This window comes from Mycolicibacterium sp. 624, from assembly GCF_040548615.1.
In the GTDB taxonomy this organism is placed as follows: domain Bacteria; phylum Actinomycetota; class Actinomycetes; order Mycobacteriales; family Mycobacteriaceae; genus Mycobacterium.
Genome location: NZ_JBEPRZ010000010.1, coordinates 71,759 through 83,539, shown reverse-complemented (window position 1 = coordinate 83,539; position 11,781 = coordinate 71,759). Strand labels below are relative to the sequence as shown.

The 11,781-nt window shown below is 67.3% G+C and carries 12 protein-coding genes; 8 read left to right on the top strand and 4 right to left on the bottom strand.

Annotated features, from left to right (window positions below; genetic code table 11):
• Positions 1-5: 5 nt before the first annotated feature.
• The 4 genes from ABIA65_RS30680 (at position 6) to ABIA65_RS30665 (ending at position 4,128) form a co-directional block, all read left to right on the top strand.
• On the top strand, positions 6-1,415 hold the full coding sequence (locus ABIA65_RS30680; protein ID WP_354525919.1) for a class I adenylate-forming enzyme family protein: 1,410 nt from the start codon (positions 6-8) through the stop codon (positions 1,413-1,415).
• Positions 1,400-2,215: an acyl-CoA dehydrogenase family protein gene (locus ABIA65_RS30675; RefSeq protein WP_354525918.1), complete on the top strand. Its 816-nt coding sequence runs from the start codon at positions 1,400-1,402 to the stop codon at positions 2,213-2,215. The genes ABIA65_RS30680 and ABIA65_RS30675 overlap by 16 nt, the downstream gene beginning before the upstream one ends.
• Complete coding sequence (locus ABIA65_RS30670) at positions 2,202-3,299, top strand: acyl-CoA dehydrogenase family protein (RefSeq protein ID WP_354525917.1); 1,098 nt, start codon at positions 2,202-2,204, stop codon at positions 3,297-3,299. Before ABIA65_RS30675 ends, ABIA65_RS30670 begins: the two co-directional genes overlap by 14 nt.
• Positions 3,300-3,363: 64 nt before the next feature.
• The gene (locus ABIA65_RS30665) at positions 3,364-4,128 is read left to right on the top strand and encodes an enoyl-CoA hydratase/isomerase family protein (protein ID WP_354526020.1); all 765 of its coding nucleotides are present in this window, start codon (positions 3,364-3,366) and stop codon (positions 4,126-4,128) included.
• A gap of 19 nt (positions 4,129-4,147) precedes the next feature.
• Here the strand turns inward: ABIA65_RS30665 and ABIA65_RS30660 are convergent, their stop codons facing one another.
• Both ABIA65_RS30660 and ABIA65_RS30655 read right to left on the bottom strand, forming a co-directional pair.
• Positions 4,148-4,894, bottom strand: a complete 747-nt coding sequence (locus ABIA65_RS30660) for an SDR family NAD(P)-dependent oxidoreductase (protein ID WP_354525916.1) — start codon at positions 4,892-4,894, stop codon at positions 4,148-4,150.
• On the bottom strand, positions 4,891-5,655 hold the full coding sequence (locus ABIA65_RS30655; RefSeq protein ID WP_354525915.1) for an SDR family NAD(P)-dependent oxidoreductase: 765 nt from the start codon (positions 5,653-5,655) through the stop codon (positions 4,891-4,893). The genes ABIA65_RS30660 and ABIA65_RS30655 overlap by 4 nt, the downstream gene beginning before the upstream one ends.
• 122 nt (positions 5,656-5,777) lie before the next feature.
• Here ABIA65_RS30655 and ABIA65_RS30650 point away from each other — a divergent pair, with 122 nt between their 5' ends.
• The 4 genes from ABIA65_RS30650 to ABIA65_RS30635 all read left to right on the top strand — a co-directional run bounded on the left by ABIA65_RS30650 (position 5,778) and on the right by ABIA65_RS30635 (position 9,326).
• Positions 5,778-6,713, top strand: coding sequence for an ArgK/MeaB family GTPase (locus ABIA65_RS30650; protein WP_354526019.1), 936 nt, complete (start codon positions 5,778-5,780; stop codon positions 6,711-6,713).
• 63 nt (positions 6,714-6,776) lie between these two features.
• On the top strand, positions 6,777-7,190 hold the full coding sequence (locus ABIA65_RS30645) for a Zn-ribbon domain-containing OB-fold protein (RefSeq protein WP_354525914.1): 414 nt from the start codon (positions 6,777-6,779) through the stop codon (positions 7,188-7,190).
• A gap of 13 nt (positions 7,191-7,203) precedes the next feature.
• A complete protein-coding gene (locus ABIA65_RS30640; RefSeq protein ID WP_354525913.1) occupies positions 7,204-8,361 on the top strand; it encodes a thiolase family protein in 1,158 nt (385 codons plus the stop codon).
• Between the two features lie 56 nt (positions 8,362-8,417).
• Positions 8,418-9,326, top strand: coding sequence for an enoyl-CoA hydratase (locus ABIA65_RS30635; protein ID WP_354525912.1), 909 nt, complete (start codon positions 8,418-8,420; stop codon positions 9,324-9,326).
• A gap of 67 nt (positions 9,327-9,393) precedes the next feature.
• On the opposite strand, the gene ABIA65_RS30630 is transcribed toward ABIA65_RS30635, so the two are convergent.
• Entirely contained in the window at positions 9,394-11,001 is a 1,608-nt protein-coding gene (locus tag ABIA65_RS30630) for an FAD-dependent oxidoreductase (protein ID WP_354525911.1), read from the bottom strand.
• Positions 11,002-11,035: 34 nt separating this feature from the next.
• Positions 11,036-11,740, bottom strand: a complete 705-nt coding sequence (locus ABIA65_RS30625) for an IclR family transcriptional regulator (protein WP_241404165.1) — start codon at positions 11,738-11,740, stop codon at positions 11,036-11,038.
• Positions 11,741-11,781 lie beyond the last annotated feature (41 nt).

Here is an 11,781-nt window from a genome sequence, read left to right as displayed (position 1 = left end):
GAGACGTGACTGAGCCGGTCCTCCTTGCGTTCGAGGACCGGGAGTACACCCGATCCGAGCTTGATGCGCTGGTCAGCGGCATGGCGGCGCTCCTCGAGGAACGTGGTGTGCGTTCCGGTGATCGGGTGGCGCTGATGTCGTCGAACCGACCCGAGTTCGTCGTCGCCCTGCAGGCCATCTGGCGTCTCGGGGCCGCCGTCGTGCTGCTCAGCACCGCGTGGAGGCGCGCCGAAGTCGACCACGCGCTGGCGCTCACGACACCGTCGCACGCCGTCGGAGACAACCCGATGCTGGCCGAGGCGATGCCGATGCTCGACCTCGACGCGCCCATCACCCCGAGCCGCCGTCGGTTCGCGCCGCCGAGTCTCGACGCAGACGCGCTGTTCGTCTTCAGCTCCGGCACCACCGGCATGCCCAAGGCCGTTCGGCACACGCATCGGGCGTTCGCGACGGCCGTCGCCCACTGGCGCTCAGCCCTTGGGCTCTCGGCAGACGACCGGATGCAGATCATGACGCCGCCGTCGCACATCCTCGGGCTGCTCAACATCGCGACAGCGTTCGAGGCCGGCGCGTGGCTGCGGCTGCATCGCCGATTCGACGTCGATGCGATGCTGCGTCACATCCAGACCGACCGCATCACGATCGAGATGGCCGTCGCGCCCATCGCGCTGGCGCTCGCCGCGCACCCGAGTCTGGAGCGCTACGACCTGTCGTCGCTGCGGTATGTCATGTGGTGCGCGACGCCGGTGACCAAGAGCGTGGCCGAGGAGGTCACCGCCCGCGTCGGCATCAACTGGGTGACTGCCTACGGCACAAGCGAACTGCCTGTCATCGCCTGCAACTCCCTGGTGGCCGGGCGGCTGGACACCGTCGGCCGCGCGGTGCCGGGCGTGACGATCCGAGTGGTTTCCCTGGAGTCCGGCGAGCCGGTCCCCGTGGACGAGACCGGTGAGATCCAGGTGCGTTCCGCGTCGGTGATGGCCGGCTACCTGCCCGACGACGCAACGGCCGACGCCTTCGCCGGCCCGGTCGGTGACGGGTGGTACCGCACCGGTGACGTCGGCCATCTGGACGCCGACGGATGGTTGCGGATCACCGACAGGTCCAAGGAGATGATCAAGGTGCGGGGCTTTCAGGTGGCGCCCGCCGAGATCGAGGCCGTCCTGCACGGACATCCGGCGGTTGCCGACTGCGCCGTGTTCGGCATCCCCGACGCCGTCAACGGCGAGGCCGTCGTCGCCGCCGTATCACGTTGCCAGGTAGTGGAATCTGATGAGCTGACCGCGCTGGTGGCCGACCGTCTGGCTTCCTACAAGCGACCCAGCCGGGTCGTGTTCGTCGAGGAGATCCCCCGACTTCCATCCGGAAAGGTATTGCGCCGAGTGCTCAAGGAGCGGCTGTGGACGTCCGACTGACATCCGAACAACGACAACTACGCGATGCGGCCGCCAAACTGGCCGACGATCTTGGGCCGGGTTCGGTCGCTGATCTCGATGATGACGGCCGTATCGCCCGGCTCGAGAAGAACGTCGCGGCCACTGGCTGGCGCGCGTTGCGCACCGACGAGGCGTCCGGCGTCGAGGTGGCCATCGTCGCAGAGGAGTTCGCCCGCGGCCTGGTCGACGTGGCGTTCCTCGGGCCGGTCCTGGCCGATGACCTCAGCCACAGGCTGGGTCGCGAGGTGCCGCCGCCGGCATCCGCACCACGGTCGGTCGACCTGACGAGAAGCCTCATGGGCGTCGTCGAATCACCCGAGGCCCTCGCCGAACTGTCCGATGAGGACGCCGGCCGCTGGTACGCGCTGGCCCTCACGGCGACCACGGCGGACCTGGTGGGTGCCGCGCGCGGCACGCTGGCACTCGCGACCGAGTACGCCAAGGTGCGCGAGCAGTACGGTGCGGCGATCGGCTCGTACCAGGCCGTGCGGCACATGCTGGCCGAGGGGCTGGCGCTCATCGAGGGCTCGATCAGCGTGCTACGCCACGCCGCGTGGGCTGTCGACGAACTGCCCGCCGTCGAGGCCATCGAGGCCGCCCGCATCGCCAAGATCTACAGCGCCCGGGCCGCGCTCACCGTGTGCGAGACGTCGATCCAGGTGCACGGCGGAATCGGCAACACCTGGGACTGCCTCGCGCACGTCTACCTGCGTCGAGTTCTGAGCGCCACCGAGCTGTGGCCAGTGAAGTTGGAGGAGTTGACCGTTGGACTTTCGTGACTCTCCGGAGGAGGCCGCGTTCCGGGACAGGTTGCGCGGCTGGCTGAAGGAACAGAAGGGCAAGTTCCCGACGTCCGGCGACGAGTACTGGGCCAAGGCGGGCGAGTGGCACGTGGCGCTGTACGAGGCCGGGTTCTTCGGCACGTCCTGGCCCAAGGCGTATGGCGGACAGGACCTGCCGCCGGTATACGACGTCATCGTCGACGAGGAGATCGCGAAGGCCGGCGCCCCTGCCCGGCCGGGCCTCGGCTACCTCGTCGTCGGCTTGAGCCACCACGGCAGTGAGGAACTGCGGCAACGGTTTCTGCCCGGCATGATCAAGGGCACCGAACGCTGGTGTCAGGGCTTCAGCGAACCCGGTGCGGGCTCGGACCTGGCGTCGCTGACGACCACCGCCACTCGCGACGGCGACGACTACGTGATTCACGGACACAAGGTCTGGACCAGCTACTCCGATGTCGCCGACTGGTGTCTGGTGCTGGCACGCACCGACAAGGACGCGCCCAAGCACAAGGGCATCTCGGCATTCATCGTCTCCATGCATCAACCCGGAATCGAGCAGCGGCCACTGCAGATGATCAGCGGTGTCACCAAGGAATTCGGTCAGGTCCTCTTCGATGGCGCCCGGGTGTCCGCCGAGAACATGGTGGGTGAGCCGGGCGACGGGTGGAAGCTGGCGATGACCGTCGTCGGCCACGAGCGCGAGCCGTCCACCCTGGGATTCTCGGCACGTTACGGAAAGCTGGTGCGTCAGTTGGCCTCCCGTGTGGACGGTGCCGAGGGGCGTGTGCCCGACGAGCTGCCCTGGGCGTGGGTTCAGACCGAGATGCTGCGTCTGCACGTGCGACGGCGACTGTCCGAACAGCTAGACGGCATCACACACGGGCCGAACGGTTCGTTGGACAAGCTCCTGATGACCTGGACCGAGCAGGCGGTGGGTCATGCGGCGCTGGCGACCGTCGGAACCACCGACGAGGAGTTGTTCGGCGCCTACCTCTACAGCCGCGCCCAGAGCGTGATGGGTGGCACATCGCAGATTCAGAAGAACATCATCGCGCAGCGAATTCTCGGATTGGGAGTGTGATGAGCGCTCGCGCCGCGACGAGCCCTCGGGCGAGGAGCCATGGATGAAGAATGAAGGGAACAGCATGTACGACATGCCAGACGAAATCGACGTCCAGGCCGACGGCGGACTGCGCATCATCACGCTCAACCGGCCCGATGAGCTCAATGCGGTCAACGACTCGCTGCACGTGGGGCTGGCCAAGATCTGGGAAGCGCTCAACGAGGATGCCGGTGCGCGAGCGGCGGTGATCACCGGTGCGGGCCGCGCCTTCTCGGCCGGTGGCGACTTCAACTACCTCGACGAGCTGCGCAATGACGAGGCCCTGCGCCAGAAGACCATCAAGCACGGACGCGATCTCGTCATCGGCATGGTGCGCTGCCGCGTCCCCGTTGTCGCGGCGGTCAACGGGCCTGCCGTGGGCCTGGGCTGCAGCCTGGCCGCATTGAGCGACATCGTCTACATGGCCGAGACCGCATTCTTCGCCGACCCGCACGTGTCGATCGGTCTGGTGGCCGCCGACGGTGGGCCACTGGTGTGGCCGTCGCAGATAAGCCTGTTGCAGGCCAAGGAGTTCGCCTTCACCGGTGTGCGGATCAAGGCCGCGCGAGCGCTCGAACTGGGTATGGCCAACCACGTGGGGGCTGACCCGCTGACCGAGGCGATTGCCTGCGCGAAGAAGATCATGGAGTTGCCGCAGCAGGCGCTCGAGGCCACCAAGCGGCTGATGAACATCCAGCTGGAGAAGTCGGTGATGGCGTCGTTGGACTACGCCAACCTGTCCGAGTACGTGTCCTTCGGGACCGCCGATTTCAACCGGATCGTCGACGGTCTTATCGCCAAGGACTAGCCCGCCCTATTTCGGCGAGCTAGGTGGCCAGTTCCTCGGAGCGCTGGATGGTGCCCGTGATCCCGCTGGCGTCCTGCCCGGCGAGCCATACCGCGGCAGTACCCATCGCCTCGGGTGGTTCGACCATCTCGGGCGGGATCTCGAAGCCACCGCCGCCTGCCTGCCAGCCCTCGGTCAGCACGACCCGCGACGGGCTGAGACAGTTGACGGCGATGTTGTCGGCCCGCAGGTCCGCCGCCAGCCCGAGGTACAGGCGCTCGGCGGCGGCCTTCGACACCCAGTACGCGTTGGCGCCCTGGTCGATCATGTTGACGCCGGTGGTGGTGACCGCTATCAGCGAGCCACCGCCACGCTCGCGAACGTGTGGGATCACCGCCTTGGTGGCCAGGAAGACACCCGTCAGGTTGACGTCCAGGCACAGCTGCCAGCGCTTGAGCGGCGTCGATTCGACTGGGCCGAGCCACAATACGCCCGCGTTGGCGACCAGGATGTCGATGCCGCCGAACTCGGCGACCGTCGCGGCGACGGCGGCGTTGACGGACTCCTCGCTGGTGACGTCGCACGGAACCGGTATGGCCCGGCCGCCCGTGGCGACGATGTCGTCAGCCACCGAGGAGATGGTCCCCGGCAGCTTGCCCCGCTGCTCGGACCGCGCCGCCACAGCTACCGCGGCGCCCGCCTCGGCAAGCGATTTCGCCACGGTCGCGCCGATACCGCGGCTGGCGCCCGCGACGAACGCGACCTTGCCTGCGAGGGACTGCGTCACTTCGGCGGGAAGCGCAGTGCGCCGTCGAGACGGATGATCTCGCCGTTGAGGTAGTCGTTCTCGATGATGCTCTGGGCCAGCTGGGCGTACTCGGTCGAGCGACCCATGCGCTTGGGGAACGGAACCTGCGGGCCCCAGTACTGCTCGAGCTGATCGCCTGCCTTGCCGTAGGCCGGGGTGTTGATCGTGCCGGGGGCGATGGTGACGACGCGGATACCGAGCGGCGACAGGTCACGCGCGGCGACGAGCGTCATGCCGAGCACCCCGCCCTTGGCCGCCGAGTAGGGCAGCTGGCCGATCTGGCCCTCGTAACCGGCGATCGAGGCGGTATTGACGATGACGCCGCGGGCCCCCTCGTCGAGGGGTTCGGTCCTCGCCATGGCAGCCGCCGACAGGCGCATCACGTTGAACACCGCTGTCAGGTAGAACTCGATGGTCTTCTTGAAACCGTCGAGGGCGAGCGGTGAACCGTCCTTGCCGATGAGCCGGCCGCCACTGGCCGGACCGCCGTGCGTGTCCACCGAGATGCGCAGCGGACCGAGCGCCTCCGCCTCGGCAATGGCCGCGTTCACCGACTCCTCAGATGTCGCGTCGGTGTGGACGTAGCGCACGCCCAGTTCGCTCTCCAGCGCGCTGCCCTTGTCGTCGGCCACGTCGGCGATCACGACTTTGGCGCCCGCCGCGTGCAGGCGGCGCACCGTCGCCTCTCCCAAACCGCCCGTGCCTCCGACGACGATCGCTGAGCTACCGGCGATTTGCATGTGGTTCTCCTTGTTGCAACGCTGACTCTCTTCAGGGGAGAATAACATTTTCAGGAAGCGGACAGAGGAGTCAGTCGATGCCCGAGGTCGCCCCCGACAGCGCCGATAGGCTGACTCGCACGATGACCATCGAAGATCTCCTCGAGAAGGCGCGCAACGGGTCGACCCGTGCGGTCGGCAGACTGCTGAGCCTCGTCGAGAGTCCGCGCCGCGATGAGGTGCTTGCCGTCATCGGCACGAACACCGCACGTGTCATCGGTGTGACGGGACCGCCCGGTGCCGGAAAGTCGACGACCATTGCCGTACTGGTGGCGGCCTACCGGCAGCGGGACCTACGCGTCGCGGTGCTCGCCGTGGACCCGTCGTCGCCGTACAGCGGGGGAGCGCTCCTGGGTGACCGAATCCGGATGGCCGCCCATATCAACGACGATGACGTGCTGATTCGATCCGTTGCCGCGCGCGGACATCTGGGCGGTCTGGCCGCTGCGGTGCCCGCGGCTATCCGTCTGCTCGCCGAACTTGCCTACGATGTGGTGCTTTTGGAGACCGTCGGGGTCGGGCAGTCCGAGATCGAGATCTCCGCTGTCGCTGATCCCACGGTCGTCATCCTCAACCCCGGTGCGGGAGACGCGGTTCAGGCGGCGAAGGCAGGGCTGCTCGAGGTCGCCGACATCGTCGCCATCAACAAGGCCGACCGCGAGGGCGCCGATCAGACGGTGCGCGACCTGCACGCGGAGACCGATGCGCCCATTCTCAAGATCATCGCAGCGCGCAACGAGGGCATCGAGGAACTCGTCGCGGTGATCGATGCCTATCACCGCGACGATAGTCCGGGGCGCCGCGCGGCGCGCGCCCGCGCGCAGATCCTGTCGCTGGCCCAGAGTGCGCTGCGCGCGCACGGCGGGTTGGACGCGCTCGCCGATTCGGTGGCAACCGGCGACCTCGACATCTACGCGGCCACCGCAGCCCTACTCGATCAGGCTGGGTTCGGCACCGGCTCGGTGGCTTCCGAACAGGCGCGGGGCCAGGATGAGAATGACGTTTCCGCTTTGCAGTAATCGTGTTGTACGATTTTGTGAACGTATTCCGGAGTCGCAACATCTTCACCGCGAGGAGCCTCGATGCAGAAGGCGATCGACCCGACGATCTCGACGTGGCCGCAGGAGAATCCGCAGCTGATCGGCAGTTCCTGCGGGGCCTGCTCGGCGACGGTCTTCCCGGTCCAGAGCCACTGCCCGAAGTGCAGCAGGGCCGAGATGACCGACGTGCTGCTGCCGCGTCGCGGCACGGTCATCGCCTGGACGACACAGGGCTTCGCGCCGGGTGCGCCCTACGCCGGTCCGACGGGCAAGGACTTCGTCCCGTTCGGGGTGGGTCTGGTGCAGCTCGGTGATGTGGTGCGCGTCGAGGGTCGCCTCACTGAGAGCGATCCGGAGAAGCTCGATTTCGGCATGGACGTCGAACTGACCTTCATCCCGTTCGCCACGGATGCCGACGGCAACGAGATCGTCACCTTCGCGTTCCAGCCGGTCTAGAGGGGACTGATTCATGAGCACTTCGAAATCCAATGACGTCGCGATCATCGGTGTCGGGTTGCATCCGTTCGGCCGGTTCGAGAAGTCCGCAGTTCAGATGGGGGCAGAGGCCATCCATCTCGCACTGGCTGACGCCGGATTGAGCTGGCAGGACATCCAATTCGGGTTCGGCGGCAGCTATGAGGTGTCCAATCCCGACTCGGTGACGCGACTTGTCGGGCTGACCGGCATCACGTTCACAAACGTGTTCAACGCATGCGCGACCTCGGCCAGCGCCATCCAGCAGACCGCGGACACCATCCGGCTGGGTAAGTACGACATCGGCATCGCGATAGGGCTGGACAAGCACCCGCGCGGCGCATTCACCGACGACCCCGCGAAGCTCGCGCTGCCGCAGTGGTACGCCGAGAACGGGCAGTTCGTCACCACCAAGTTCTTCGGGATGAAGGCCAACCACTACCTCCACAAGCACAACATCTCGCAGCGGACGCTGGCCAAGGTCGCCGCCAAGAACTTCCGCAACGGTGAACTCAATCCGAACGCGTTCCGCCGCAAGCCGATCTCCGAGGATGACATCCTCAACTCGCCGGCCCTGAACTATCCCCTGACGCAGTTCATGTTCTGCGCACCCGACGAGGGCGCGGCTGCGGTCATCATGTGCCGCGCCGACCTCGCCCACAAGTACACCAAGACGCCGGTCTACGTGCGGGCCAGCGAGATTCGCACCCGAACCTTCGGCGCCTACGAGGTGCACGCCACCTCCGCGCCGCTGGACGAGGACCCCTCGCCGACGGTGTACGCCGCCAAGGCCGCCTACGAGGCAGCTGGTATCGGGCCCGAGGACGTCGACATCGCGCAGCTGCAGGACACCGATGCCGGCGCCGAGGTCATCCACATGGCCGAGACCGGGCTGTGCGCCGACGGTGACCAGGAGAAGCTGCTGGCCGACGGCGCCACCGAGATCGGCGGCTCGATTCCGGTCAACACCGACGGCGGTCTGATCGCCAACGGTGAGCCCATCGGCGCATCGGGTCTGCGGCAGATGCACGAACTGGTCCGCCAGTTGCGTGGCGAGGCGGGCGACCGGCAGGTGCCGGGCTACCCGCGCGTCGGATTGGCACAGGTTTACGGCGCGCCGGGTACCGCTTCGGCGACCATCCTGTCGCTCTGAATCGGCGCCGCGACCCCGCGCGGTAACGTCATTCTCATAGGAATAGAGTGCGATTCATGGCTGACTACCGCTACGTCACATACGAGACGCTCGACGAGGGCACCATCGCCCGGATCATGCTGAACCGCCCCGAGCAGCGCAACGCCCAGCAGCGTGGCCTGCTCGTCGAACTCGGTGATGCGTTCCTCAAGGCCGAGGCCGATGACAACGTGCGCGTCGTCATCCTCGGTGGCAACGGGCCGATGTTCTCCTCGGGTCACGACCTGGGCTCCAAGGTGATGATGCAGGAGTACCAGCCGGGTCCGGATCAGCATCCGAGCTTCCGTGAGAACGGGGCGACCCGCGAGGGTGCCGAGAAGCTGATGCTGCAGGAGTGGCATCACTTCTTCGAGAACACCCGCCGCTGGCGCAATCTGCGCAAGATCACCGTCGCGTCGGTGCACGGTGACGTCTACGCGGCGGCCCTGATGCTGATGTGGTCCTGCGACCTGATCGTGGCGGCCGACAACACCACCTTCGCCGACGTCGTCGGCACCCGGCTGGGGATGTGCGGCGTCGAGTACTTCGCCCACCCCTGGGAGTTCGGCGCGCGCAAGACCAAGGAACTCATGCTCACCGGTGATTCACTGTCGGTCGAGGAGGCCCATGCGCTCGGCATGGTGTCCAAGGTCTTCCCCGCCGACGAGTTGGCCGACAAGACAGTGGAGTTCGCGCGACGCATCGCCAAGGTGCCCACCATGGCCGCGCTGTTGATCAAGGAGTCGGTCAACCAGACCCAGGACAACCAGGGCTTCTACAACTCCATCAACGCGTGCTTCACGCTGCACCAGCTCAACCACAGCCACTGGTCCCAGGTGCACGGCGGCGGCTTCCCCGTCGGCAACGAGACCGATGGCCTGCCCAACTGGCGCGAGGCGCCCCCGGTGGTGCCCGCGGTCAAGGACAAGGTCCGGTTCGACGACTGAGCGCGAACGTGAGGAAGTGTGCGAGTTTTGAGCGAGGTCTCGCACACTTGTTCACGTTCGCCGAGGGTTAGTCGGTCGTGACAGCCCGCCCCGCGCGGTAGCCGAACACCATTGCGGGGCCGAGTGTTCCACCCGCGCCCCCGTAGGCCTTCCCGGTCACGCCCGCCATTGCGTTACCCGCCGCATACAGCCCGGGGATCGGCTGGCCGCTGACGTGCAGCACGCGTGCGTCACCATCGGTGCGTGGCCCGCCCTTGGTGCCCATCGCGCCGACCGTCACCGGCACGGCGAAGTACGGCGCGGTGTCGATCGGGCCGAGAGTCTGCAGTGCGGGCGTTGCGGCGTTGGTGTCACCCCAGTACCCGTCGTAAGCGCTTGAGCCGCGGCCGAAGTCGGGATCGGTCTCATGGGCGACGTTGCGGTTCCACACCTCCAACGTGCGCGCCAGCCCATCCGAGTCGATTCCCGTCTTGGCGCCCAGCTCGGTCAGGTCGGCGGACTTGCAGTACCAGTCGGGCGCCACACCGTCGGGCTCGACACCGAGGAAGCCGTACTTCTTCAGGTGCAGCGAGTCGAACACGATCCACGCCGGGTCGTTGAGGTATCCAAATCGCGGGTCGAGGTGGTGGAACGGGCCCGCCATCGAGTTGTACTCGCCCGCCTCGTTGAGGAAGCGCCTGCCCGCCCGGTTGACGATGATGCTGCGCGGCCTGGTGCGCTCCAGGCGCACACTGCGGCTGCGTTGATGGCCATCGATGGTGTCGCCGGGGATCTGCACGATCGGCACCCACCATGCCTCACCCATGTTGGCCAGGTCAGCGCCGTGCACCATGGCCATGCGCAAGCCGTCGCCGGTGTTGTTGGGCGGAGACACCGGCCCGTGCATCGGGCCGCGCAGATAGGCGTCGACGAGCTTCTCGTCCCACTCGAAGCCGCCCGTGCCGAGCACAACGCCGCGGCGGGCGTGCACCCGAAGGTCCCTGCCGCCGTGGCTGATCCGCACACCGACGATCCGCCCGTCGCTGCCGGCGATCAGCTCGAGCGCGCGGGCCTCGGTCACCGGCGCAACGCCGTGGTCGAGCAACCCCTTGAGCAGTCCGGCGATCAACGCGGTGCCTGCCACGCAGTAGTTCCCGTCGATGTCGTCGACGGAGGCGTGGATGCGCGCACGTGTCTCGGCGTCGATCCCGACATTGCTGAAGTCGACGGGGAAGGAGGTGATGCGGTCACTCCAGTCGCCGAGGCGGTCGAGGTCGAACGGCTTGGCGTTGTGCGAGCGGCCCCCCGATGGCCGTCCGCCGGGCAGTTCGGGTTTGTAGTCGGGGAAGCCCGCGGCGACCTCGAACTGCAACTCGCTGTGGCTCTCGACGAAGTCGAGCATCTCGGGCCCGGTGCGGACGAACGTCTCCACCAGGTCGGTGTCCATCGCGCCGAGCGACTGCGCCTCCAGATAGCGCATGGCGTCGTCGACCGTCAGCTCGCCGTCGGGGGAGCGGTGATGCGCCGGGATCCAGACGATGCCGCCGGACACCGCGGTCGTGCCACCGACCGTCGGCGCCTTCTCGTACACGGCGACCGAAGCGCCGCGGGTCGCGGCTGTCAACGCGGCGGTCAGCCCCGCACCGCCGGTGCCGAGCACCACGACGTCGACTTCGTGATCCCATTCGGAACTCAAGTGCCCGTTCCCTTTCAGTCGCCGGCTGACGAGGTCAGCCGAGGATGTCCGACAGCCTGTCGGCTGCCATGATCACCGCGTCGCGTCCCTCGATCAGGACGTCCTTGCGGTGGGAGATGAGGTTGATGCACGTCGGTGGGGACGGGGGGCGGCGCCGCACGGGGACGGCCAATCCGTAGGTGTCGGGCTCGATCTCGCCGTGCGTGATGACCCAACCCTGTTCGCGGGTGAGCGGCACCAGGTCACGCTCATTGGGCCGCGGCGCCATGCTGGCCAGCAGCGCGATACCTGCGGCGCCCCGGTCCAGCGGGTATCGGCTGCCCTCGTGAAACGACAGTTGGTAGAACACCAGCGTCGGGACGATCACCGCGACCGCGACCTGCTGGTCGCCCTCGGCCACCAGCAGTGACACCGATGCGCCGAGGTCGTCGGCCAGGGTGCGCAACGTGGGCACGCTGAGCTGTCGCAGGTTGTTGTCGAACGACGCTCCGAGCACCGCCAGCGCGGCGGCCGGCCGGTACTTGCCGTCCTCGCCCTTCACCACGAACCGTTGCTGGGCAAGGGTACTCAGCAGTCGGTAGGCAATGGTCCGGTGCACCCCGACATGGTCGGCGACCTGTTGTGCCGTCACGCCCGTGGGGGAGTTGGCCACCGCCTGCAGTGCCGTCAGCCCGCGCGCCAGTGTCTGCGAACCGGCTGTGAGCCGCTCCGCGGGGCCGTCGTCCTTGACAGACGTCATCGTGAGAAGGATGCTCTATAGATAGTGCACATCGATGTGCG

Excerpts from the sequence above, each read along its gene's own strand:
- ABIA65_RS30665 (WP_354526020.1), top strand. The coding sequence starts at position 3,364 with ATGTACGACATGCCAGACGAAATCGACGTCCAGGCCGACGGCGGACTG.
- ABIA65_RS30655 (WP_354525915.1), bottom strand. The coding sequence starts at position 5,655 with ATGCAAATCGCCGGTAGCTCAGCGATCGTCGTCGGAGGCACGGGCGGT.
- ABIA65_RS30650 (WP_354526019.1), top strand. The coding sequence starts at position 5,778 with ATGACCATCGAAGATCTCCTCGAGAAGGCGCGCAACGGGTCGACCCGT.
- ABIA65_RS30645 (WP_354525914.1), top strand. The coding sequence starts at position 6,777 with ATGCAGAAGGCGATCGACCCGACGATCTCGACGTGGCCGCAGGAGAAT.
- ABIA65_RS30640 (WP_354525913.1), top strand. The coding sequence starts at position 7,204 with ATGAGCACTTCGAAATCCAATGACGTCGCGATCATCGGTGTCGGGTTG.
- ABIA65_RS30635 (WP_354525912.1), top strand. The coding sequence starts at position 8,418 with ATGGCTGACTACCGCTACGTCACATACGAGACGCTCGACGAGGGCACC.
- ABIA65_RS30625 (WP_241404165.1), bottom strand. The coding sequence starts at position 11,740 with ATGACGTCTGTCAAGGACGACGGCCCCGCGGAGCGGCTCACAGCCGGT.